At 59.1% G+C, this 23,548-nt stretch carries 18 protein-coding genes; 10 read left to right on the forward strand and 8 right to left on the reverse strand.

The window, feature by feature from the left end; all coding sequences use genetic code 11:
* The first annotated feature begins 283 nt into the window (after positions 1 to 283).
* The 3 genes from AR456_RS14160 to AR456_RS14170 are packed head-to-tail and all read left to right on the forward strand — an operon-like array spanning position 284 to position 6,488.
* On the forward strand, positions 284 to 2,467 hold the full coding sequence (locus AR456_RS14160) for a glycosyl transferase family protein (RefSeq protein WP_021818708.1): 2,184 nt from the start codon (positions 284 to 286) through the stop codon (positions 2,465 to 2,467).
* Complete coding sequence (locus tag AR456_RS14165) at positions 2,464 to 5,571, forward strand: NfrA family protein (protein WP_021818707.1); 3,108 nt, start codon at positions 2,464 to 2,466, stop codon at positions 5,569 to 5,571. Before AR456_RS14160 ends, AR456_RS14165 begins: the two co-directional genes overlap by 4 nt.
* Positions 5,571 to 6,488 (forward strand): DUF4434 domain-containing protein, encoded by a 918-nt coding sequence (locus AR456_RS14170; RefSeq protein ID WP_021818706.1) that lies wholly within the window; start codon positions 5,571 to 5,573, stop codon positions 6,486 to 6,488. Before AR456_RS14165 ends, AR456_RS14170 begins: the two co-directional genes overlap by 1 nt.
* Positions 6,489 to 6,505: 17 nt before the next feature.
* On the opposite strand, the gene AR456_RS14175 is transcribed toward AR456_RS14170, so the two are convergent.
* Positions 6,506 to 7,438 carry a LysR family transcriptional regulator gene (locus AR456_RS14175; protein WP_021818705.1) on the reverse strand — a complete coding sequence of 311 codons (933 nt, stop codon included), beginning with the start codon at positions 7,436 to 7,438 and terminating at the stop codon, positions 6,506 to 6,508.
* 162 nt (positions 7,439 to 7,600) lie between these two features.
* Between AR456_RS14175 and trpB the strand changes: the two genes are divergently transcribed.
* The 3 genes from trpB (at position 7,601) to sstT (ending at position 11,262) form a co-directional block, all read left to right on the forward strand.
* A complete protein-coding gene (trpB, locus tag AR456_RS14180; protein ID WP_021818704.1) occupies positions 7,601 to 8,833 on the forward strand; it encodes a tryptophan synthase subunit beta in 1,233 nt (410 codons plus the stop codon).
* A gap of 30 nt (positions 8,834 to 8,863) precedes the next feature.
* Positions 8,864 to 9,685, forward strand: coding sequence for a tryptophan synthase subunit alpha (trpA, locus tag AR456_RS14185; protein WP_031207613.1), 822 nt, complete (start codon positions 8,864 to 8,866; stop codon positions 9,683 to 9,685).
* Positions 9,686 to 10,020: 335 nt separating this feature from the next.
* Positions 10,021 to 11,262 (forward strand): serine/threonine transporter SstT, encoded by a 1,242-nt coding sequence (gene sstT, locus AR456_RS14190; protein ID WP_021818702.1) that lies wholly within the window; start codon positions 10,021 to 10,023, stop codon positions 11,260 to 11,262.
* Between the two features lie 234 nt (positions 11,263 to 11,496).
* Here sstT and htpG read toward each other — a convergent pair whose 3' ends face one another.
* The 3 genes from htpG to AR456_RS14210 form a co-directional block, all read right to left on the reverse strand.
* A complete protein-coding gene (htpG, locus tag AR456_RS14195) occupies positions 11,497 to 13,398 on the reverse strand; it encodes a molecular chaperone HtpG (RefSeq protein WP_021818701.1) in 1,902 nt (633 codons plus the stop codon).
* 148 nt (positions 13,399 to 13,546) lie between these two features.
* Positions 13,547 to 14,542: a PaaI family thioesterase gene (locus AR456_RS21635; RefSeq protein ID WP_021818700.1), complete on the reverse strand. Its 996-nt coding sequence runs from the start codon at positions 14,540 to 14,542 to the stop codon at positions 13,547 to 13,549.
* A 154-nt stretch (positions 14,543 to 14,696) separates the two neighbouring features.
* A complete protein-coding gene (locus tag AR456_RS14210; RefSeq protein ID WP_021818699.1) occupies positions 14,697 to 15,035 on the reverse strand; it encodes a YkvA family protein in 339 nt (112 codons plus the stop codon).
* Between the two features lie 459 nt (positions 15,036 to 15,494).
* Here AR456_RS14210 and AR456_RS14215 point away from each other — a divergent pair, with 459 nt between their 5' ends.
* Entirely contained in the window at positions 15,495 to 17,444 is a 1,950-nt protein-coding gene (locus AR456_RS14215) for a transglycosylase SLT domain-containing protein (RefSeq protein ID WP_031207611.1), read from the forward strand.
* Positions 17,445 to 17,585: 141 nt separating this feature from the next.
* On the opposite strand, the gene AR456_RS14220 is transcribed toward AR456_RS14215, so the two are convergent.
* Positions 17,586 to 18,239: a LysE family translocator gene (locus tag AR456_RS14220; RefSeq protein WP_021818697.1), complete on the reverse strand. Its 654-nt coding sequence runs from the start codon at positions 18,237 to 18,239 to the stop codon at positions 17,586 to 17,588.
* Positions 18,239 to 18,664 (reverse strand): NINE protein, encoded by a 426-nt coding sequence (locus tag AR456_RS14225; RefSeq protein WP_021818696.1) that lies wholly within the window; start codon positions 18,662 to 18,664, stop codon positions 18,239 to 18,241. Before AR456_RS14225 ends, AR456_RS14220 begins: the two co-directional genes overlap by 1 nt.
* A gap of 344 nt (positions 18,665 to 19,008) precedes the next feature.
* Here AR456_RS14225 and AR456_RS14230 point away from each other — a divergent pair, with 344 nt between their 5' ends.
* Complete coding sequence (locus AR456_RS14230; RefSeq protein WP_021818695.1) at positions 19,009 to 19,215, forward strand: cold-shock protein; 207 nt, start codon at positions 19,009 to 19,011, stop codon at positions 19,213 to 19,215.
* Between the two features lie 136 nt (positions 19,216 to 19,351).
* On the opposite strand, the gene AR456_RS14235 is transcribed toward AR456_RS14230, so the two are convergent.
* Both AR456_RS14235 and yegS read right to left on the reverse strand, forming a co-directional pair.
* A complete protein-coding gene (locus tag AR456_RS14235) occupies positions 19,352 to 20,101 on the reverse strand; it encodes a prolipoprotein diacylglyceryl transferase (RefSeq protein WP_021818694.1) in 750 nt (249 codons plus the stop codon).
* 121 nt (positions 20,102 to 20,222) lie between these two features.
* Entirely contained in the window at positions 20,223 to 21,152 is a 930-nt protein-coding gene (yegS, locus tag AR456_RS14240; RefSeq protein WP_021818693.1) for a lipid kinase YegS, read from the reverse strand.
* Between the two features lie 184 nt (positions 21,153 to 21,336).
* Here yegS and AR456_RS14245 point away from each other — a divergent pair, with 184 nt between their 5' ends.
* The gene (locus AR456_RS14245) at positions 21,337 to 22,956 is read left to right on the forward strand and encodes a cation:proton antiporter family protein (RefSeq protein ID WP_021818692.1); all 1,620 of its coding nucleotides are present in this window, start codon (positions 21,337 to 21,339) and stop codon (positions 22,954 to 22,956) included.
* Between the two features lie 44 nt (positions 22,957 to 23,000).
* A complete protein-coding gene (locus AR456_RS14250) occupies positions 23,001 to 23,288 on the forward strand; it encodes a hypothetical protein (protein ID WP_021818691.1) in 288 nt (95 codons plus the stop codon).
* Positions 23,289 to 23,548: the final 260 nt, after the last annotated feature.

Consider the following 23,548-nt stretch of genomic DNA (forward strand, 5'->3'; position numbering starts at 1 on the left):
ATGGCCCATGAGTTCAAGGATTCTCCCGCCGCCACCCGACCTTTATCCGTCACAGGCCAGCACCGCGAAGGCTGCACCAGGCACTCGACCAGTTTGATCCCAGCCCAGACAGCGATCTGTAGCGGATTGTCGATGCCGTCTCGCGATTGCTCGACAACCCGGCGCAGCATGAGTCGATGGCGAACACGGCCCATCCCTACGGAGATGGCAGCGCGGCGCAAACCATTGCCGCGTATCTACAGCACAGACCGGACCACCAGCGGGAGGCAACGGAGGGCCCCGAATGAGTGACCTGACGTTCATGCTGGTTGATGCCTTCATCTATGTGCTGTACGGCCTGAAGTGGCTGGCGTTGGTACTGGCCCTGTTGATGCTGATGTGCGGCCTCGATGACCTGTTTCTCGATGTCTACTACTGGACACGGCGCTTCTGGCGCAGCCGAACGGTGTACCAACAGCACTCGCATGCCAATGAGGAGCGCCTGTTCGAGCAACCGGAAAAGCCGCTGGCGGTCATGGTGCCGGCCTGGCAGGAAGTCGGCGTGGTTGGCTCCATGGCCCAGCTCATGGCCAACACCATGGATTATGAGAACTATCAGATCTTCGTCGGCACTTACCCCAATGACCCGGAAACTCAGGCTGAGGTCGATGTCGTTGCTCGGACCTTTCACAACGTACACAAGGTGGTCACGGCGCGCCCAGGTCCTACCAGCAAGGCCGACTGCCTCAACAACATCGTCCAGGCCATCGCCGACTTCGAGGAAGCAGCAGGGATCGAGTTCGCCGGCTGTATTCTGCATGACGCCGAAGATGTCATCTCGCCGATGGAACTGCGCATGTTCAACTACATGCTGCCTGACAAGGACCTGATTCAGGTCCCGGTATACCCCTTCCGTCCCCGCTGGTATCAACTCTCCAGCGGCCACTACATCGATGAATTTTCCGAGTACCACGGTAAGGATGTCGTCACCCGCGAGGCCATCACCGGTCAGGTCCCCAGTGCCGGTGTCGGCACCTGTTTCAGCCGTCGGGCCCTGACCCTGCTGCGCGAGTTGAATGACGGTGTCACCTTCGATATCTGGAGCCTGACCGAGGATTACGATATCGGCTTCCGCCTGCATGAAAGCGGACTGACCTGTGCCTTTGTCCGCTACAGCGTCGATGATGACAACCTGTCGCCGCACCGCGAGCACCGCAAGGGGCAGCGTTATCATGACAGCCGCGTCATCTGCGTACGCGAGCACTTCCCGACCGACTTCAAGGCCGTCATACGCCAGAAATCCCGCTGGATCACCGGTATCGTCTTTCAGGGCTACCAGCACCTCGGTTGGAGCAACAACTGGCGACTGAACTACTTCCTGTGGCGCGACCGGCGAGGGGTGGTTGCCTACCCTGTGGCCTTGATCGCCTCCTGCCTGCTGATCGTTCTGGTCAGCCTGTGGCTGGCCGCGATACTGCTGCCCGATGCCTGGCGCTTCCCCGACATCCTCAGTGGCGGGCTACTGTCCACACTATTGATGATCAATGGTGTGCTGCTGATCAACCGAGCCTTTCAGCGCTTCTATTTCGTCAAGATCTACTACGGCTGGCGCCAGGGAATCCTGTCGTTCCCCCGCATGTTGTGGAGCAATATCATCAATTTTCTCGCCAACGTGCGGGCATGGCGCCTGTTCATGCAGCGCGCCCGCCACCAGACCTTTGCCTGGGACAAGACCACGCATGAGTTCCCGCATGTCGAGTTGCCGGTCGAGGTGCCGTTGGAGGATTTTCTGCTCGAGGATGGCGTGATCACCCAGCAGCAGTTGACCACTTTCAAGGCACAATCGATTCTGCGCGAGGAAGGCCGAGAAATGCTTGTCCAGCAGTTGATCACTGGTCGCCAGCAGGTCGCAGCGCTGGCCCGCAAGCATGACATGCAATGGCGCTCGATCAATCCGCTGGCTCTGGCGGAAGACCTCGTGGCAAGGGTGCCCACGGCGACGGCGATGCGCTATGCCATCCTGCCGATCGGCGAACAGGGCGATATTCTACAACTGGCCACGGAAGCCCCGCTGACGCCAGTGGCAATTGGTGCGATCTGTCGCCGTCTCAAGTGTCGGGTCGAGGTTTATCTGGTGCCGATCGGTCGCGTTACGCTTGGTCTACGCCACTGGCACCTGAACCGTCTCCCCGACCAGCAGGAACGCCGCATCACCAGCTGGCAACCCGAAGACGATAACGGTGAAGCCCACCTCGATGCCTACTGCTGCCACCAGGTACTGTTGGGTCAAGTGCTGGTCGAACGTGGCTGGCTGTCCAATACCTTGTTCATTCAAGCGATGATCGACTTCGACCCACAGCAGCAGCGTCTCGGTGACTTCCTGCTTCAGCGCGGCATGATCGATGCCAGCGTCCTCGACCAGGCGCTCGAGGTTCTCGCCGGGGAAGAGCGACTGGCCCGCCAGTTGTTGGAGGAGCAAGTCGTATGAAGGCACACCTGACTCTCGCGGTGCTGCTACTGTCCGGAGTAGTTCACACCCCGAGCCTGGCGCAGGAGCAGTCCGGGCTCAGCCGATTCGACAACTTCCGCAGCTACCCCTATCTCGACCGGGCCTATCGTGCCGCTGAGGAACAGCGCTGGACGGACGTACAGCGCTTGATGGAACACCTCCTCAAACGTGTCCCTGGAAGCCTCGAAGCTCATCGCCTGCTGGCACGCTCGCTGATGGAGCAGGGAGATCTCGACGGAGCTCTCGATACCCTCAACGGCCTCGATATCAATATCTCCAGCGCGCAAAAGCTGACGCTCCAACTCAGCTGGATCAATGCCGGCAAGGCCACTGCAAGCCAGGCCAGACAGTGGGCCAGCGAAACCACCGGTAGTGGACGCAAACGCCTGTGGCAGGCCGAAGCCGAACACCTGCGCCAAAGCCGCGGTACAGCGGCCGCCATGGACTGGCTGAGCGGAATTGCCGAGCGCGGCAGTGACCTGCCCCTCGACCGCTATCTCGCCACACTCGCTGAGTCCACTCAAGACTGGCCAACCGTGGTCAGCTCACTGGAACCTCACGCCGCCAGCGGCAAGCTCAACGACGTCGACTGGCAGCGCCTGACGTCCGGGCTGGTGGCCACCTCGGATGCCGCGGGGCTCGATCGCCTATTGGCATCGATGCCCGAGCATCGGCAGTCGGTGGCATTGAATGAGGCAGCACAACGAGCGATCGCTCTCGGCCACCCGGAGATCGCCGGGCGCTGGCTGAAGGAACTCGAGCGGCGCGGTGAACTGGATGCTACAGGCCGGTCGATGCTGCTCGAAACAGCCTTCGAAGCTCAGGATACCGAGACCGTGCACGACCTCGCCATGCGCTCAACCGAGAATTGCCTCAGAGCAACTGTCTGGCTGGCCGATCAAGCGCCAGGCATGGCCAGGGAAGTGCTGGCTCACTGCCCTCCCGGTACCCACATCGATCCGGAAACCTGGTTGAATCTGGCATCGCAGCTTGGCGCCACAGAGCTGATCGAGCGCATGCCGCTGCCGCGCGACCTCAACAATCGCCGCACCATGGTGCTGGTCCAGGAGAATGAACGCCAGGGTAACTGGCGGGCGGCACTAGCCTGGTTGCAGGACGTGCCCCCCAGCCCTGAACGCTGGCAACTCGAAGCCGAACTGGCCTCCCGTGCCGGCGATGCCCAGCGAGCCGCCCGCGCCTGGCAGACCCATTACCGACTGACAGGCGCCCCACAGTCGCTGGACACTGCCAGTCATCAGTTGGTCGAGAGTGGCCAACAGCAGCAGGCGCTGGAGCTCCTGCGAACGGCCTTCCAACAACATCCGGACCGACTCAACAGCAACAGCCTCACACGGCTGGCCGAACTCTTCCGTCAGGCCCCTGCCAGCCTGGATGCCGCCACCCTGGCCGCACTCAATGCGCGCCTGGCTCCCGAACAGCGTCCGTCGCTGATCGAGAGCCTTGCCTATGCCGAGCGCTGCGACCTGGTCACCGCTCAGGCCAACGCCCTGAATCCACCCGCCTGGCGGGCGCTGGCAGTCTGCGCAGGGGATCACCCCGATGAAGCTGTCGCACTCTGGCAGAAGGCTCTGGAGCAAAGCCTTGTCGAGGGCAACACAGACGTCATCGAAACCGACCGACGAGCGTTGGCTTATGCGCTGGGCAACGCTGGCAAGGCTGAAGATGCCTGGCAACAATGGCAGCAACTGCCCTGGCCGCATCTCGATAGCGATGCTCGAGAGGCCGCCTCTCGCAGCGCGCTGGCCGTTGGCGCAGCGGAAGACGCCTGGACCATCTGGCAGAGCCTCGACACCAGCGACAGCCGAATTCAACTGCTCGGCGCGCGCATCGCCCTGGCTCGCGGTGAGGATGAGCGAGCCATCGCGCTGGCACGCGATGCAGCGGAGTCATCCAGCAATACCTCGGATGCTGCCGAGTATCTCACCGAGGCCAGTGCCATTGCTGCCAACGCCGGCGATCCGCTGTTGGCCACTCAGTGGCTGGAGCAGGCTCATCGACTCACCCCTGACTCACCTTCATTGACCCGCCAACTGGGCATGACTCTGGCCAACAGCGAGGACGCCGCTACTCGGCAACGTGCCGTCACGCTACTCGAACAATCCCGTCAGGACTATCCCGAGGATTACCTGACCACCGGCACTCTGGCCAATCTGGAAGTGGCTCTCGGCAACTACGCAAACGCCCGGCAGTGGCTGCGCCGCTCGATCGATCAGCAATCGGAGGCGTCTACCATCAGCGATGCAGACAGCCGCGAGATGGCCAACCGACTCTATGCACAACGTCGTGCGCACGAAAGCCTCTCACGGCGCGACACCATACGTCTCTCCAGTAGCTGGGCCCCTACCCAGCCATCAGCGGGCATCTACAATGATGATGGCGGCGATAACGGCGGTGCCATCAATACCCAGATTCTGGAATGGGAGCACGCACTGGGCAGGGAACCCTGGTCGAGGGGCCGTCAACTGGCGATGTATGGTCGTACCATCGTCGGCGGTGATGACCGCCACAGTTACGCCGATAGCCAGTCTTTAGGCCTCGGCCTGCGCGCCAGGCCCTTTGCCAGCCACAACTTGAACCTCTATGCCGAACTCTACGCGGATCACGACTACGCGAGCGACGATACTGATGTCGACCTGATGCTACGCGCCAATACGTCGTTGCTCGATCAAGGAGACTACAGTAGCGAGTGGCGGCCCAGTACGAACCACTGGAACGAACGTTCCCTGTACCTGGATACCGCCTGGTGGGTACACCGTGACGCGGCCCAGCTCTATGCGCGCTATCAGCAGGGCCATACCTTCAAGCTGCACACCAGCTCCGCCCAGACCTTGATGCCGTACATCGCCGCCCAATACACGCTTCAGAACAACGCCGACTGGGACGACCAGCAGGATGACAGCCGCCTGGCAGCGGGTCTGCGTTGGCAGCTCTGGTATGACGAGGACCAGTACAACGCCTGGCGCCGAAGACTTACCATCAGTACCGAATACCAGCACTCATTCACAGGCGACCTGTATGGCGGTGAACATGGATGGGCGGTAAGTCTGGAGCTAAGTCTGTAATGCGCAGGCGCATCGTGGCCGGGGCCCTGACAGTAGCATTACTGGGGCTGGCCCTGGCCTTTCCGATCCTGAGGAACCTCCTGTTTCGCGCGGAACACGTGCCGTCTGGAGAACTGTTCGCCTCCCACGGCATCTTCTACCAGCCGCAGAACGCCGATGCGTCACTGAGCTCGACTCAGTGGGATGAACTGTGGCAACACACCCGAGATGTCGGCTTCGATCGTGTCTTCGTACAGTGGACTCGCCATGGGAATAGCGACTTTGGTGGTGGTAATGGCTGGTTGGCCCAGGCACTGACATCCGCCGAAGAGCATGGACTGAAACTGGTTGTCGGTCTGAGCCAGGATCCTCATTACTACTCTGTGCTCCCCGACAATGCAGGTTTCGCCAGTTACTGGCAGCAGCAGATGTTGGAGACAGCTCGGCAACAGCGAATCGTGCAGGACGAATGGCCACTGAATCCAGTCGGTTGGTATCTGTCACTGGAGCTCGATGACTGGTTGTTCCGCGACCCAGACGTACGCAACGAATTGAATCGACAATTGGCCGATACCGCCAGGACTCTGGATGGTCAACTCCACTTGAGCATGTTCACCGGCGGCTTCTTGCCACCCAGGCGTTATGCGGAGTGGGCCAACACCCTGACAGGCAACGGCTGGCAGGTCTGGTGGCAGGATGGTCATGGCACCCACAGCCTCGACCCTGCATTACGCGCCACCTACGAGCAGGACCTGGCCTGTAACATCGGTATCGTACGTGAGGCCTTCAATACACTCTCTGCGCCACATGAAACCTTCCGTGCCGAACCCGCTCAGCCACATACTGACCCCAACAGCTGCCACCCACAGGTGGTCTTCTCTCTACGCTACATGAGCTGGGCTGGGGCCCTGCGCGATGAATCAGCCGACGACTCTTGATTTCGCTCGTGTCCCGGTCAGGCTCCCACTACCGGCTCTGCCAATTGCCGAGACAGCCACTCCACCAGTGCGTTGCTTGCCGGATGTCTCGGCGCGCCACGATCGCCGGGAATCACCAGCGTCAGTCGCGCCTCGGTGGTCACGAAGCCCCAGGGCGCAACCAGGCGTCCGCTGCGCAGGTCCTCCTCGACCAGATAGTCCGGCGCAATGCCGATGCCCAACCCCACCAGAGTAGCCTCGAGCAGATAACTCAGGTGCTCGAAGCTCTGTGCCACGCCAGGCTCGAATATCGATACGCCTTGATGGCGGGCCCAGTCAGCCCAGGCACCAGCACGCGATCCGGTATGCAGCAACGGCAACTCTGCCAGCAACTCGGTCGGCGGTGGCGACTCACTCTCCAGTTCAGGCCACTGTCCGGGCCTCATCACCGGCCCGATGCGCTCCGGGCCCAGCACATGTAGCTGTTCATCATCGCCACACTGCAGAGGTGGAGACTGGAAACGCAACACAGCGTCGACACCAGGACGCAGCAAACTGCTGTCGTCACTGGCGGTCAGGTGCAACTGCAGTTCCGGAAGGGCCTGCTGCAGTTTCGCCATCCGTGGGATGAACCAGCGCGCCAGAAACGACCCCGGACAACTCAGCACAAATGGTGCCTTGCCATCCACCCGCGACAGCTCACGGCAGGCCTGTGCCAGACCGGAAAAATGCTGTCGGGTTGCCGCAGCCATCTGGCGCCCGGCATTGGTCAGCACCAGCCCACGCCCGGCACGCTCGAACAGCGCGATGCCCAACTGCGCCTCCAACTGCCTGATCTGGCGGCTGACCGCTCCATGAGTGACATGCAGCAACTCGGCAGCACCCGACACGCTGTACTGGCTGGCAACCGCATCGAAAGCACGCAGAGCGTTGAGTGAAGGAAGGTCGGTCAGATCGGAGGACTCGGCCATGCCGGCATTCACCCCTCATGTGAGAATATCTCACACATTATGGCAAATTAATCGATATTCCTCGAGTGAGTAACAACCTAGTCTATTCCTATCCAGGCTCACCCATTGGCTCAAGCCAGGTGGCAATCATTGAATTTTCCTTGCAATGGTGAGGTTTCCAACATGACCCAGCCCAACCTTCAGACCGGCCCCGACGAACGAGGCTTCTTTGGTGACTTCGGCGGCCGCTTTGTGGCCGAAACTCTGATGCCGCTGATCCTCGACCTGCAAAAGGAATACGAAGACGCCCGTCAGGACCCAGAGTTTGCCGCCGAGCTGGACGAATTATCGCGCGACTATGTCGGTCGTCAAAGTCCTCTGTATTACGCGGCACGCCTCACTGAACACCTCGGCGGAGCAAAGATCTACCTCAAGCGCGAAGACCTGATGCACACCGGCGCGCACAAGATCAACAATGCGCTGGGCCAGATCCTGTTGGCACGGCGTATGGGCAAGACCCGCATCATTGCCGAAACCGGCGCCGGCATGCACGGCGTTGCCACCGCCACCGTCGCGGCGCGTTTCGGACTCGACTGCGTCATCTACATGGGCAGCACCGATATTCACCGGCAGCAACCCAATGTGCATCGCATGCAACTGCTCGGCGCCACCGTACGCCCGGTAACCGCGGGTGACGGTACGCTCAAGGATGCCATGAATGAGGCTTTGCGCGACTGGGTGACCAATGTCGAGGACACCTTCTACATCATCGGTACCGTTGCTGGCCCTCACCCCTACCCGGCCATGGTGCGCGACTTCCAGTCGGTGATCGGCAAGGAAGTTCGCCAGCAGCTCGAGGACAAGGAAGGTCGTCTACCGGATTCGCTGGTAGCCTGTATCGGCGGCGGCTCCAATGCCATGGGCCTGTTCCACCCCTTTATCGATGACAGCAGCGTGGCACTGATCGGTGTTGAGGCCGCCGGTGAGGGCATGGACACTCCCCGCCATGCTGCCAGCCTGCAAGGTGGTCATCCTGGCGTCCTGCACGGCAACCGCACTTTTCTGCTCCAGGACGAGCAAGGCCAGATCAGTGACGCCCACTCGATTTCTGCGGGTCTCGACTATCCTGGCATCGGCCCCGAGCACGCATGGTTGAATCAAGTCGGGCGTGCCGAATATGTCGCAGCTACCGACCAGCAGGCACTGGACGCTTTCACTCTGCTCTGCCGCCTTGAAGGCATCATTCCGGCGCTGGAATCCTCGCATGCTCTGGCCGAAGTCATACGGCGTGCGCCGACGCTTCCCGCCGACCATCTGATGGTCGTCAACCTCAGCGGGCGCGGCGACAAGGACATGGCCACCGTTACCGAGCATCTGGCAGATAGCCTTGGCCTCGATACCAGCGATGCCAACTGACCGAATCCAGCGCCTTCAGGAGACACCATGATGACCACTACCCACGATCGCCTGCGTCACCGCTTCACCCAACTGCGTGAAGAAAACCGTGCTGCATTGGTAACCTATATTGCCGCTGGCGACCCCGACTACACCACCAGCCTCGCGACGCTTCTCGGCCTTGCCGAGGCCGGTGCCGATATCATCGAACTGGGTATGCCATTCACCGACCCGATGGCCGATGGCCTTGCCATCCAGCATGCCACACGCCGTGCTCTGGACGCTGGACATACCATGGAAAAGACCCTCGATATGGTGCGGGAACTGCGCCGTGAGGATAACGATACTCCAGTGGTGTTGATGGGCTACTACAATCCCATCTACCGCCGCGGCGTCGAGCGTTTCCTCAGCGAGGCACACAGCGCGGGTGTTGACGGCCTGATCGTCGTCGACCTGCCCCCGGAACACGACGACGAACTTTGCCTGCCTGCGGCGGCGGCAGGGCTCAACTTCATCCGCCTGGCCACGCCGACGACCGACGCACGCCGTCTGCCCGGCGTGCTCGCCAACACCTCTGGCTTTCTGTATTACGTCTCCAGCAATGGCGTCACCGGCGGCGCAGCCCCAACCGCCGAGCGTGTCGCCACGGAAATCGAACGCATCCGCGAGCACAGCGATATCCCCATCGCGGTTGGCTTCGGGATCCGCACTCCCGAACAGGCAGCAGCCATCGGTCGCTTTGCCGACGGCGTGGTGGTCGGATCGGCACTGATTGATGCCCAGGCCAACGGCGCAACGCCTGAACAAGGCACCGCCGCAGTACATCAGCTGACGCGTGAACTGGCTGCCGCGATAAGAAAGGCAAGAGACTGAAAAACAAGCTGTAAGCTTCGAGCGGCGAGCTTTAAAGCTATCCAGTGCCGCCTGACAATGCGCAGACAAGGCTCGGGTTCGGGGTTCAAGCTCGAGCGTAGAGTGCTCGTCGCTCGAAGCTCGTCTCTTGGGTTCACTTACAGCTTATAACTTACAGCTTAAAGCTGATGTAATGACTTACAGTTCGAGCAGCTCAGGCTGCTCGCCTGCGACTTAAGTCGACCCCACCCGGCGTCGACGGAGTGTTAGAATGCGCCGCTTCGTGGACAACCCACGTCTGCATAGCACCGAAAAGGGCGTGATCCGCCCCCATTTCACACTCCGAGAACACCAATATGACAGCCCCGTTCCTTGCCCCGCTGCGCCCGATCATGCGCCTGGGCCTGATCCCGCAGATCGCCATCGGCATTCTGTGTGGTGTACTGCTGGTCCTTGTCTCACCGCAGGCCGCTGAGTCCGTGTCCCTGCTGGGGCAGATCTTCATTTCCGCGCTCAAGGCTGTGGCTCCAATACTGGTATTCGTGCTGGTAATGGCGGCGATTGCCAATCATCAGAAGGGCCAACCCACCCATATCCGTTCGGTGCTGGTACTGTATCTCGTCGGCACCCTGGTGGCGGCACTGGTCGCAGTTACCGCCAGTTTCCTGTTCCCAACCACCCTGATCATCGATACTGCCCAGGCCAGTGGCACACCTCCGGGCAGTGTGATCGAGATTCTGCGTGATCTGCTGCTCAGCGTGGTAGCCAATCCGGTCACTGCACTGATGGAAGCCAACTTCGTGGCAATTCTCGCCTGGGCTGTAGGCCTCGGTATCAGCCTGCGCGGAGCCAACACCACAACACTGAATGCGCTCAACGACCTATCAAACGCGGTAGCAAATATCGTGCGTCTGGTGATTCGCCTCGCACCATTGGGCATCTTCGGCCTGGTGGCCGGCACCCTGGCCGATTCCGGCATGGGCGCGCTGCTCGACTATGGCCGCCTGCTGGCCGTGATCGTCGGTTGTATGCTGTTCGTGGCGCTGGTCACCAACCCGCTGATCGTGTTCCTGACCACGCGTCGCAACCCCTATCCGCTGGTGTTCACCTGCCTGCGCGGTAGCGCAATCACCGCCTTCTTCACTCGCAGTAGTGCGGCCAACATTCCGATCAACCTCGAGCTGTGCAAGCGCCTGAAGCTGCATGCTGATACCTATTCGATCTCGATTCCGCTGGGCGCAACCATCAATATGGCGGGTGCCGCCATCACCATCACGGTGATCACGCTGGCCACGACCCATACGCTGGGCATCAGTGTCGACTTCCCCACCGCCCTGCTGCTGTGCGTAGTCTCGGCGCTGGCGGCCTGCGGCGTTTCCGGTGTCGCCGGTGGTTCACTGCTGCTGATCCCGATGGCTGCAAGCCTGTTCGGAATTTCTGCAGATGTCGCCATGCAGGTAGTGGCCATCGGTTTCGTGATCAGCGTAGTGCAGGACTCCACCGAAACGGCTCTCAACTCCTCCACTGATGTGCTGTTTACCGCCGCCGCCTGCCGTGCGCGTGAGCGAGAACAGCTGTCGAGCCAAACTGCAGACTGACGCTACCGCCGAAACCGCATATGCAAAAAGGGCCGATACCCGGAGGTATCGGCCCTTTTTCATTCCCCTGACAGCATCACTGGACACTGCCACGTCGAATTCAATGCTTCCGGTCCACCTTCAAACCCTGAAGGAAATCACCATCCGTTGGCCTACCGGAAGCACAGGATCAACATATCAGCCATTGGCGGCGGGTAGATTGATCCATATCAAACGACGTCTCCCGATGAGAGATCAGGCACTGAGCAGAGCGTTCAGGCGTTTGACATAGGCTGCCGGGTCATCGAGATGACCACCTTCAGCAATGATTGCCTGATCCAACAGAATGCGTGCCAGATCATCAAAGCCCTCATCGGTGCCTTCAAGACGACCAACCAGCACATGCTCCGGGTTAAGCTCGAGGATCGGCTTGACTTCGGGAAGTGCCTGCCCGGCAGCTTCCATGATACGGCGCATCTGGTAGCCCATTTCATGTTCCGGCAGCACCACACAAGCGGGAGAGTCGGTCAGACGATGCGTAACCCGGACTTCCTGGACCTCATCACCCAGTGCATCCTTGACGCGCTTGACGAGCTCTTCCTTGGCCTTTGCGGTTTCTTCCTGAGCCTTCTTCTCGTCCTCGTTCTCGACATCCCCCAGGTCGAGGTCGCCCTTGGCAACATCGACCAGTTTCCTGCCGTCGAACTCAGTCAGGTGGCTCATCAGCCACTCGTCGATACGATCATGCAGCAGCACCACTTCGACGCCCTTCTTGCGGAAGATCTCGAGGTGCGGACTGTTACGCGCTGCATTGAAGCCATCGGCAACGATGTAGTAGATCTTGTCCTGGCCTTCCTGCATGCGTGACACATAATCGGCCAACGATTGATCCTGAGTAGCACTATCGGTATGCGTGGTAGCAAAACGCAGCAGCTCAGCGATCTTCTCGCGGTTGGCGGAATCTTCTGCAGGACCTTCCTTGAGCACCGAACCGAAGGTGTTCCAGAAGCCCTGATAAGCCTCCTTGTCCCTGGCCAGCTTCTTGAGCATGTCCAGCGCACGCTTGGTCAGCGCAGACTTGATCCGATCGACCTTTGGGTCCTGCTGCAGCAGTTCACGTGACACGTTGAGTGACAGGTCACGAGTGTCGAGCACACCTTTGACAAAGCGCAGATACAGCGGCAGGAATTGCTCGGCATCGTCCATGATGAACACGCGCTGTACGTACAGTTTGACGCCACGCGCGCCATCACGCTCATACAGGTCGAAAGGCGCACGACCCGGTACATACAGCAGGCTGGTGTACTCGAGCTTGCCTTCGACCTTGTTATGGCTCCAGGTCAGCGGATCGGAGAAATCATGAGCGATGTGCTTGAAGAAGGACTTGTATTCGTCATCTGACACTTCACCCTTGGGGCGCACCCAGAGGGCGGTTGCCTCGTTGACCGTTTCCCAGGTGGTAACTTCTGAACCTTCTACCTCGTTGCCGTCATCGTCATGCGCCTTTTCTGTACGAGGCATCTTGACCGGCACTTCGATGTGATCGGAATACTTGCGCACGAGGCTCTGAAGACGGAAATCATCAGCGAATTCCTGTGCGTCTTCCTTGAGGTGCAGAATGATCTCTGTGCCGTGACGCTCGCGTTCGACATCAGCAACCGTGAACTCTCCCTCACCGCGTGAACGCCACTCGACACCGCTGGAGGCATCATCACCCGCCTTGCGGGTGCGCACGGTGATCTCATCGGCGACGATAAAGCCCGAATAGAAGCCCACCCCGAACTGACCAATCAGGCGCGCATCCTTCTGCTGTTCACCGGAGAGCTGCTTGAGGAATTCAGCGGTGCCACTACGGGCAATGGTGCCGAGATTGGCAATGACATCCTCACGGTTCATACCGACACCGTTATCGCGGATGGTTACCGTACCGGCATCGCTGTCGTGTTCGATTTCGATGCGTAGCTCACTGTCGCCTTCATACAAGCTATCGTTGTCCAGCGCTGCATAGCGCAGCTTGTCGCAAGCATCGGCTGAATTGGAGATCAGCTCACGCAGGAATATCTCGCGATTGGAGTACAACGAATGAATCATCAGATTGAGGAGCTGTTTCACCTCAGTCTGGAAACCCAGGGTTTCTTCTTGGGTAGCGGTGGTCATGGTTGGTCGAACCCCTTTCAACATTGCTGGCCAGTATCCGCGGCAAGCGCCGCTGATTGATCAGCGCCCATCGCGGGCACTACTTCAATATGCAAGGGGATATGGGGCCCGGTAACAGCTTTTCAAGCCGTGACCGCCTGGAAAAACGTCACACCTCACCGAGAAGGAAGTTGACGCGAGCACTGGCTACCGGTTGGTCTTCATCGTCCTGCCATGCCTTGACCTTGACGTTGGCCATACGCTTACCCTCTCGCTCGATCCAGCAACGCGCGTAGGTCGGCTGGACCTTCGCACTGCGTAGATAATCCAGGGTGACATCGACCAATCGCGGTAGACGCGGCTCGCGCGCGGCATGCAATGCACTCAGTGCCGCCGTGGTTTCCATGAAGGCTGCCACCACACCACCATGCAAGGCCGGCAACATGAAGTTGCCTATGTTGCGCTGCTGCGGTTCAAGCACAAATAGTGCCGGCTGTTCGGTCCCTGACACCGTAACGCCGATGTATTGTGCATAAGGTATCCACTCCAGCCATACCCCCATATCCCCGCTGGCTCGACCACTCGTCAGTGATTCACGCAGCGGCCTGGAGCATTGATGTCTCTCACTGATATCTGGCACGACGGTGGTAGATGCGACTGTTACATCTGGCGCTCTCTCATCCAGGCCAGCAAAGAGGGCCGCGGAAAAGCCCGGCGGCGTATTACGTTCTCCCAGGCGCATGAAGTGGCCGCTGGCACGCGCGACGATGACTCCCGGACGCTGCCAGACTTCAGCCTCGGTGAAAACCAGCGACTGAGTCACTTCCACGGCCCGCGCCCGAATCCACAACCCCTGACCGGCGACGGCTGGTCTTCGGTGACTGACGTGAAGATCAAGGGTCGGGCAGACTTCCGGTGCATCAAGCGCCGGAAGCAGCGCAGCGCCGGATGCGGTATCCAGCAACATGCTGAGCACACCGCTATGCACAAGACCACGCTGGCGGTCCCCGCTCAAGTCATCCCGCCAGGGCTGGTGGAAGGTCACGCTATCGTCATTGACCTCAGTAACCTGAAGGCCAAGATGCTGTGTATGAGGAATCGCCTCGACCACGCGCTGCAGCGCATGGCGCCACAACGTGAAGGAGGGAGAAGGCGCATGAGGCATTCGCTGGTCCCGTGATGGTTGAGATGGCTATTCAAACACTTGTCTGAATATGGCCTGTCATCAGCAACCACGCAATACGACCAGAGGTGAAGAGGTAATCGAAAGCGAGGAACAGGAAATCAACAGGTGGCGCGAGCGCCACGTCAGCCAATCATCAAATATCGCGAATATCAGGCTCTTCCGATTCACCACGCCAGGCACGATAATCCATCAGGGCATGATCAACCTTGGTCAGCAGCCAACTGACAATCACCACATCGTCGATGATTCCGAACAGCATCAGGAAGTCCGGTATCAAGTCAATCGGCGAAACCAGATAGGCCAAGGCTGCCGCCATCCAACCAATGGCTGACCAGGGAACCGGCCGGTAGCGGCCAGAGGCCACATCCTGCAGCATGGGAACAAACAGCTTCAGCGCACGCAGAATCTGTTTGAAGGCACGAGAACGCTGCGAGAACCGCCCGATCCTCGGCAAATAATCACGAATTGCCATGTTGTGTCTCCTATTGTGTGCTGTAGCGCCAGTTGGGCCGCGGTTTTCTGCATGACGCATTTACGGCCTTATGGCACACCACACTCACGGGCCGCCTGGAAAAGGGTCCAGCAGCCGCCAATAATGCTGTTATGGGGCTTTCCAACGTATCAATCAAGCACCCAACCACATTCAGACTATGCTCCTCCAAGCAAGTGACATAGCAACAGCCTGGAGAATTGCTGTGCTTATCCGACACAAGAAGGACTGTTCAAGCGCCCCGCACCAGGCGACCATGAGCGTTAATCACGAACACGCAAGCAGGCAGGATGCCTGGCCCATACAGAAGATCGCACGGGATCATCGTCGAGGAGGGAACACATGTCGGTAGCCTTGTTACGTTCTATTGAAAAGTTACGTTCTATTGAAAAGTTACGTTCTATTGAAAAGCTGCGTCCGTTTGAAAAGCTGTGCCGTCTTGTGCGATCACACCGTCTACCATCACTGGCTACCATCGCCGCCTTGAGCTTGCCGATGCTGGCCTTCGGTCCTGCACAAGCCAGTGACAGCTCCTTGAGTGCTGCCCTGGATACCGTACGCCGCGGTGATACGCAACATGTCAACCCTGCCGATTACCGCGGACATGAGCTGAGCGGCTACGTCGAATACTACATCCTGCGTGAGCGCCTGCCTAACGCCTCGCCCCGCGAGGTACTGGACTATATTGCGGCCAACGCCGACGCACCGATGGGCGATTGGATGCGTGAGCAGGCCATCCTGCGCTATGGCAGGGCCGGACGCTACGACGATGTACTGGCAGTCGCTGCCGGCGAGCCGAAAAGCACCGCAGAGCAGTGCTACTACTACACGGCTCTGATGTCTCAAGATCCTGTGGCTGCCGCCACTGGCGGTCGTCGCCTGTGGCGAGTCGGTAGTTCGCAACCGGATGCCTGCAACTCACTGTTCTCCACTCTGCGCAATCGTGGTGAGATCGGTGACATGGAAATCTGGCAGCGCATGATGCTGGCCTGGGAAGCCGGAGAAGACGGTCTGGCCAGCTATCTCGGTCGCCAGATGGGCCCCAGCTGGGGCAGTGCGGTTGCCGCACAACGGAGCGTGGCAGCCAACCCCGCCGCCCTGAGCAGTGTTGGGCAGTGCATTGGGCCAAACTGTGCCGGCAACGAGAGTTTCTTTACCGCTGCATTGCGTTCAAGCGCCCGCTCATCCAGCCAGGCCGCCCTGAATTCCTGGCAGCAATTAGCGAGTGCTCAGCCGTTCTCGATGGATGCGACGCGAGATATCGAGCACGACATCATCTATTGGGGGCTGCGTCGTGATCAGCGCCAGATGCTGTCCTGGATTGATACGGCCCTGCCTCGCCAGACCGATCCGGAAGTCTACGAGCTACGCGCACGCCTGGCGATTCGCGATGCAGACTGGTCTGCTGTCGAGAACACGATCAACATCATGCCCGCGGAAACGCAAGGCAAGGCCCGCTGGCAGTACTGGTTGGCACGCGCGCTGGAGATTCGCGGGCAGACATCCGCCGCTCAGACCGCCTTCGCGCGTGCTGCCGGGCAGCGTGATTTCTTCGGCTTTGTCGCAGCAGACCGTCTCGGCCAGGCCTACAACCTGAATATGGACACCAGTACCTTCAGCGATGCTCAGCGCGCGGAAGTCAGTAACTGGCCAACCGTGCGGCGCACCGAAGCGCTTCAGCGCATTGGTCAGGATGGCCTCGCCTACCTGGAATGGATACATGCGGTGAAGGCCGCCACTCCGAACGATGCTCGCCGCCTGGCGGACTACGCTCATCAGCGTGGTTGGTACATGCTGCTGATCCAGACCACCATTGCTGCCGATGACATGCTCAACTCCCTGCAGTGGCGCTTCCCCGAAGCATATCGCGATGACTTCATGCGCTGGGGTGAAGCCAACCGCGTCGACCCTTATCTGCTGATGGGTATCGCCCGCCGCGAAAGCGCCTTCAACCCCCGCGCCGAGTCACCGGCAGGTGCCCGTGGCCTGATGCAGCTGATGCCCGGCACCGCTTCCCTGGTGGGGCGTCAAGTGGGTATCGGTGATCCCGGCCCTTACGGTGTACTCGAACCAGCAACCAATATCCGTCTCGGCAGCACCTATATTCGAGACATGATCAACCGCTATGACGGAAACCGTATCGCTGCCGCTGCCGCGTACAACGCTGGCCCGCAGCGTGTTGACCAGTGGCTGGCACGTTCTCCTGGGGAGTTTGACCTGTTCGTCGAGCATATTCCTTTCAAGGAGACACGCCGCTACGTGCGCGCGGTACTCGAATATCGCGTCGTGTTCGAAAGTCTTGCCAATGGTGGCTCGACGCAAGGGGTCAGCGTGCTGACACCTGCAGAGCGTGACCATCGCTATGACGCCAGCCTGTTGGTCAGGCGCTGATACTTCGGTTTCAAGTTCATGAGGCGTCAAGTTCACGGCTTCAGGTAACGTAAAAGGGCCTCGGCTTTCCAGCCGAGGCCCTTTCATTTCAAGTGACCAAGATCAAGTTGCAGTGGGAGAGTCAGCCGAGCATGCTCGGCTTCACGTTGGCGCTCGGGTCAATGCCAGTTTGACACCAAATATCACCAGTACCGCACCAGTGATGCCATTGAGCCAACGCGAAAAGGCTGGCCGCGCCAGTAAAGCTCCTGCACTACCCACCATCACTGCCACTCCGACCTGCCAGATGTTGGCGATCACGAAGTGCACGCCAGCCAACCACAGCGACTTGAGCAATACGGGATCTTCCGGAGCGATGAACTGCGGCAGAAAGGCCATGTAGAACACTACCGTCTTGGGATTGAGCACATTGGACAGCAGGCCCTCCCGTAACGGCCGCCAGAAGCTCGTCTGTTGCCGCTCGCCTACCGCGACTTCCGCGACCGGTAGTCCTCTGGAGTGAGGCACCTGCCTGAGACTCTGGATTCCCAGCCAGATCAGATAGCCGGCACCGATCAACTTGAGAGCCGAGAAGGCCCATGCCGACTGCAGCAGAATCAGTGAAACCCCCAGCGCCGATACCGTGGCATGCACGAACAGTCCCAGGCAGATCGCCACACTGGTCAGGATGCCATCGCCGAGGCCGCCACGCGCGGTATTGCGGATCACCAATAGTGTGTCCACCCCCGGCGTGATGCTCAGCAGAGTAATCGCCACCACAAAGGGCAGAAACTGGGCATCGATCAGCGACTCCATCAGCGCACTGTCCTCAGCTCATCACTGTGTTTCAGCGATATCTGGTCATTGAGTGTCCAGAAGTCGTACAGAATACCGACCAGGAACAGGCCGCCTGTACACAGGTAGATAATGCCGGTCACCCACTTGCCCATGTAGAAGCGATGTACACCGAAGACGCCAAGGAAAGTCAGCAGTAACCACGCGCCGGTGTAGTTGATCGAACCACCTCGGAAGCGCATATCTGCCTCGCGATCCATGCTCGGGATCAGGAACAGATCAATGATCCAGCCGATGAAGAACAGACCGAGAGTCAGGAACCAGATGGTGCCGGTGACGGGCTTACCGTAATAGAAACGGTGCGCGCCAAGAAAGCCGAATAGCCAAAGCAGGTATCCCACCACCTTGGAGTGCGTATTTTCTGAATGAACTTCTGAAGTCGTCATGAAAAATCCCAATCAGGTCAAACCCAAGCCTGGTACAGGCCCCTGAACCTCTGGACGCTGCACCCCTTTCGATCTACAGTAAATCTGGCGAGTCGAGGTATACCATCGTCAAGATGGGTGACATAGGCCTCTGCCTATCATGCCCTCGAATCGCAGCGTTGGACAGCAAGTGGAAATGTCGTCACTGGTAGTTCGATTTGTCGATCTCTCGATTCTTTCGAAACACACAATGCGCTCTTCTGTCTTGTCTTGCCCACGCAACAAGGTTCAGACCACGCCATGGCGGAAACAATCCCCTGCAGGCTGAACCCGCACCATCATCTAGCGAGTTAAGGAAATCGACAATGGCAACTGGCACTGTCAAGTGGTTCAACGACACCAAGGGCTTCGGCTTCATCTCCCCCGACGACGGCGGTGATGATCTGTTCGCTCATTTCTCCGAAATTCAGGCTGAAGGCTTCAAGTCCCTACAGGACGGCCAGAAGGTCTCCTTCGACGTCACTCAAGGGAAGAAAGGCCTTCAGGCCTCCAACATCAAGATTGCCGAGTAAACAGGTGATCGCTCCGTCTCCCGCACGGGGACGGCATCGTCCAGCTATTCAAGGACAATGCACCCAAAGGCCCACCTCAAGGTGGGCCTTCTTTATGTGGTGCTGCTCCAGACTTACGCTTATCTGGAATTGCCCGTTATGGCGAGCTATCGCCTTCGGAACCTTCAAGGCTTTGGTCAACCTCAGACTCGACCTCGGGGGGCACCGATTCAGGTACCTGGCGTTCCGCCTCCTCAAACTGGCGGTCGATTTCACGACTGGCCTCTTCGAAGCGGCGCTCGGTTTCCTCAATGATGGCATCAACCTCACTCGTCACCGGATCCTTGCTCAACTCGTCTTCAATCGCACTTCCGGTTGGAGTTGGCTCGCCATCACTCACACCAGGATTTGGCGTAGCGGTTGCTGAATCCAGCTGCGGTCCACTGGTCGGCTCCTCAGCCACCTCAACTTCCTCGAACTGCTGATCCAGTTGGCGGCTGGCTTCCTGGAAACGTCGCTCGGTCTCTTCAATGATCGCGTCAACGTCACTGGAACTGGTCTCATTGGGCAAGGCTTGCTCTTCGTCAAGCGTTGCCTCGGCATCTGCGGTAGCGGCGCTATCTTCAGACATCTCCTGCTCCGAGACAGCTTCCCCTGACGCATTATCTGACACAGCAGGAGGTTGCTCTGCAGCGGCCTCATCCTGTGCATCAGCGCTGGAGTCCGACTCCACCGTTGCCTCTACCTCGTTATTCGTTCCACCATCATTCGCCGCCGATGACTCAGCGGCAGTCGGCTCGGCACCAGATGCAGCCTCGTCATCACCTGCGGATTCATTATTGTCGCAGGCGGTAAGGGCCAGCAGCATCAGTGCCACCAACACGGCCTTGCCGGGGCTCGTTGCCATCAGCGTCTCTCCATGAAATAAGCCTTTATTGCACCAAAGCAACAACCGAGGTGCAAGATATAAGGCACTTAGCTTCGGTCTTGAGTTCCGTGAAGGCAACAGCTGCGAGCCAGGAGCTTTTCTATTCCCCCAGCGGCGCGGCAAGGCGACAGCGATCGGGCATCACCAGGCGCAATGCCAACGGGGTGACTTCTGCTTCGAAGCAGCGCTGATAACAGGACTCGCCATCCAGCGTCAGCGGTAACCAGGCATCCCCGTCGGCCTCGAACCGCAGCCAGGCCGAGCGGAAGGCGTCAACGTGGAGGCCATGATAAGGCCGAGTACGCAGCTCCTGCATCATGGCCCGCAACTGGTGGAGTGACTTGAAATCGCGCACCAGCATGACATCAAACAGTCCATCGTCCAGACGTGCCGCGGGGGTAAGTTGCTGACCGCCCCCGGCCTGAACACCATTGCCGATCGCCAGCAGAAATATCTCGGTATGGCTTTCACCACCATCCCAGGCAAGATGCCCCGGATAAAGCTTGTAGCGCCAGGCCTTGAGGGCCCCAACAACAGAATAGGCACCACCGCCCATCAGACGCTTGAGCCCCTTTGGCGTCGACGTAGTGATCTCTGCACCAAAGCCGCCCGTGGCCATGTTGATGAAATAGTGGTCATTCATACGCGGTATATCGATCCAGCGACTGGGCAGGCGGCAGGCCGCATCCAGCGCCGCCGCCTGCCCAGGCGGCAGGCCCAGCGAACGCGCCAGATCATTGGCACTGCCCAGCGGCATGATCGCCAACTCGGGGCGCTTGTCACGGGGTAATTGCATCAGTCCATTGACCACTTCATGGACGGTGCCATCCCCTCCCCCGGCAATGACTCGTTTGACGCCATCGTGTCCCGCCTGAAGCGCCTGTCGCTGGGCGTCGCCACTCTCCCAGGTCACCCTCACGTCGACATCCAGACCACCACGCCGACAGCTATAGACCGCACTGCGCACCTCCGGGGCCTGCGCAGCCTGACCATTGAGAATCAGTCGGTTAGTGCCTGACGGCTGGGTCATCCTGACTCTTCCTTAATTATTCACGCGAGCTGTTCAAGAGAGCTATTCATTAAAACTCAATGATCACCGGACATCCTTACCGAGTGTTCCAGAGACCCCTGCGCCGCTCAAGATCGTCCCTTTCCCGTAACAATACCGTTACACTAGGCCTTTGCAATCGCTTTTCCGACTATACAGGTGATCGATGGACCCGGTTTTCATCCTGGCGGCTTTTCTTTCAGGCGTCACTGCGCTGCTGCTGAGGCTTCCTCCGCTGGTAGGGTTTCTGATCGCGGGGTTCCTGCTCAACGCCCTCGGCTATGAGAAGCCAGCTCTACTGGATACCGTGGCTCACCTCGGCGTGACTCTGATGCTGTTTTCCATCGGTCTCAAGCTCAACGTACGCACCCTACTGCACCCCGAGGTATGGGGAGGAGCCGTACTGAGTACGGGTCTGACGACCGCCGCACTGATCGGCATACTCGTCGCCTTCAAGACCATGTTGCTGTTGATACCTGGTCTCGACTTCAGCGATCTGGTGGCCTCTCTGAACTTCTCTACCTTACTGGTTCTGGCCTTCGCCCTGTCGTTCTCGAGCACGGTATTTGTGGTCAAGATACTCGAAAAACGCAGTGAGACACAGACAGCCTATGGTCGATTGTCGATCGGTATTCTGATCATGCAGGACCTGTTCGCCGTGATCTTCCTGACCTTCTCCACCGCAGAGATGCCACACCCGCTAGCCCTGGGGCTGGTGATCCTTGTTCCGCTGGCACCCTGGTTGGCACGGTTACTTGACCGAATGGGACACGGCGAAATGCAGTTGCTGTGCGGTATCATGATGGCGCTTGTTCTCGGCTATGGATTATTCGAAGCGGTAGGGATCAAAGGTGACCTGGGGGCGCTGATCATCGGCATGTTACTGGCACCTCACTCCGCTGCTCAGTCACTGGCACGATCAATGTTCAACATCAAGGAACTGTTGCTGGTTGGCTTCTTCCTTACTATCGGCTTTCATGCCCTACCTACCTGGACACTGCTTGGCGCTGCCGTGTTGTTACTCGTGCTGCTCCCGGTCAAGACCCTGATCTATCAAATGGTGTTGATGCGTTTCGGCATTCGTCACCGCACTTCGATACTGGCAACGCTAAGTCTGAGCAACTACTCGGAATTCGGCCTGATAGTGGGTGCTGTTGCAGTCACCAACGACTGGTTGTCTCCGCAATGGGTCGTGGTCATCTCGCTGGCGCTGGCAATGAGCTTTATCATCTCGGCACTGATCAATTCCGCCAGCGAGCAGATCTATCAAAGAGTCGAATCCTACCTACCCAGAATCAGCACCGAGAGACTGTCACCCAGCGACCGACCTCTGGAAGTCGGTGATGCTGAAGCAGTTGTGCTGGGGATGGGGCGAATTGGGCGCAGCGTATATCGTCGTCTGACCAAGGAGTATGGTCTCAAGGTACTGGGCGTCGACTCCAATCCACGCAGTGTGACCACTCTCCAGGCGGCCGGGTTCAATATTCTCGAAGGTGATGCCGTTGACTCGGACTTCTGGGACAAGATGCTGATGTCATCAGATGTACGTCTGGTGGTGTTGGCGATGCCTCACCACGCAGGTAACCTCTTCGCTCTCAAGCAACTGCGAAGCCGCGACTTCCCTGGCAAGATCACCGCGATTGTCGAATACCCGGAAGAGATTGAGCCGATTCGAGAATTGGGCGCCCATGCAGTCCATCACGTCTATGACGAGGCGGGACGCGCGCTGGCCGACAGCGCAGCAGAAGAGGCTGGGTTGGCATCACGCAGCGAACAACTGGGTTAGAATCTCCTCATCTACAAGGGCGCAACACAAGGATTCCCGGCACCATGGAAGATATATTCACCTGGCTAGGTGAAACACTCGGCCACCTGATTCGTTTCATCGTTGACGGCCTCAGCGCCATGTTCTCCGGCATTGATGATGCCGGCGCAGGCTTCGTCAATGGCCTGTCCAGTTCGCTGGGTATCACCCCGACCTTCTTCAGCATTGCGCTGCTGATTCTTGGGCTGTTCCTGCTGTGGCGGGCAATACGCGCAGCCATGAACCGCGCCATTGTTGCCGCACTGATCTGGGCACTGCTGGGTCTGATCGTGCTGTCGACGTTGTTGCCGTAAGCCGTAAGCCGTAAGCCGTAAGCCGTAAGCCGTAAGCCGTAAGCCGTAAGCCGTAAGCCGTAAGCCGTAAGCCAGGAGTCTCGGGGTTCGAGCCGGAAGTTGTCCAGCGCTATCCGATGGAATCAGGGGTTGGGGTTACTTCCCTCTTCCCTCTTCCCTCTTCCCTCTTCCCTCTTCCCTCTTCCCTCTTCCCTCTTATAACTTACAGCTTATAACTTACCGCTTACAGCTTGAATGTAACTTACAGCTTACCACTCCGT

Source organism: Halomonas huangheensis (genome assembly GCF_001431725.1).
In the GTDB taxonomy this organism is placed as follows: Bacteria; Pseudomonadota; Gammaproteobacteria; order Pseudomonadales; family Halomonadaceae; genus Halomonas; species Halomonas huangheensis.

Excerpts from the sequence above, each read along its gene's own strand:
- AR456_RS21635 (WP_021818700.1), bottom strand. The coding sequence starts at position 14,542 with ATGCCTCATGCGCCTTCTCCCTCCTTCACGTTGTGGCGCCATGCGCTG.
- sstT (WP_021818702.1), top strand. The coding sequence starts at position 10,021 with ATGACAGCCCCGTTCCTTGCCCCGCTGCGCCCGATCATGCGCCTGGGC.
- AR456_RS14235 (WP_021818694.1), bottom strand. The coding sequence starts at position 20,101 with ATGGCAACGAGCCCCGGCAAGGCCGTGTTGGTGGCACTGATGCTGCTG.
- AR456_RS14210 (WP_021818699.1), bottom strand. The coding sequence starts at position 15,035 with ATGGCAATTCGTGATTATTTGCCGAGGATCGGGCGGTTCTCGCAGCGT.
- AR456_RS14220 (WP_021818697.1), bottom strand. The coding sequence starts at position 18,239 with ATGGAGTCGCTGATCGATGCCCAGTTTCTGCCCTTTGTGGTGGCGATT.
- AR456_RS14175 (WP_021818705.1), bottom strand. The coding sequence starts at position 7,438 with ATGGCCGAGTCCTCCGATCTGACCGACCTTCCTTCACTCAACGCTCTG.
- AR456_RS14230 (WP_021818695.1), top strand. The coding sequence starts at position 19,009 with ATGGCAACTGGCACTGTCAAGTGGTTCAACGACACCAAGGGCTTCGGC.
- AR456_RS14170 (WP_021818706.1), top strand. The coding sequence starts at position 5,571 with ATGCGCAGGCGCATCGTGGCCGGGGCCCTGACAGTAGCATTACTGGGG.
- AR456_RS14225 (WP_021818696.1), bottom strand. The coding sequence starts at position 18,664 with ATGACGACTTCAGAAGTTCATTCAGAAAATACGCACTCCAAGGTGGTG.
- yegS (WP_021818693.1), bottom strand. The coding sequence starts at position 21,152 with ATGACCCAGCCGTCAGGCACTAACCGACTGATTCTCAATGGTCAGGCT.
- AR456_RS14250 (WP_021818691.1), top strand. The coding sequence starts at position 23,001 with ATGGAAGATATATTCACCTGGCTAGGTGAAACACTCGGCCACCTGATT.
- AR456_RS14165 (WP_021818707.1), top strand. The coding sequence starts at position 2,464 with ATGAAGGCACACCTGACTCTCGCGGTGCTGCTACTGTCCGGAGTAGTT.
- trpA (WP_031207613.1), top strand. The coding sequence starts at position 8,864 with ATGACCACTACCCACGATCGCCTGCGTCACCGCTTCACCCAACTGCGT.
- trpB (WP_021818704.1), top strand. The coding sequence starts at position 7,601 with ATGACCCAGCCCAACCTTCAGACCGGCCCCGACGAACGAGGCTTCTTT.
- AR456_RS14160 (WP_021818708.1), top strand. The coding sequence starts at position 284 with ATGAGTGACCTGACGTTCATGCTGGTTGATGCCTTCATCTATGTGCTG.
- htpG (WP_021818701.1), bottom strand. The coding sequence starts at position 13,398 with ATGACCACCGCTACCCAAGAAGAAACCCTGGGTTTCCAGACTGAGGTG.
- AR456_RS14245 (WP_021818692.1), top strand. The coding sequence starts at position 21,337 with ATGGACCCGGTTTTCATCCTGGCGGCTTTTCTTTCAGGCGTCACTGCG.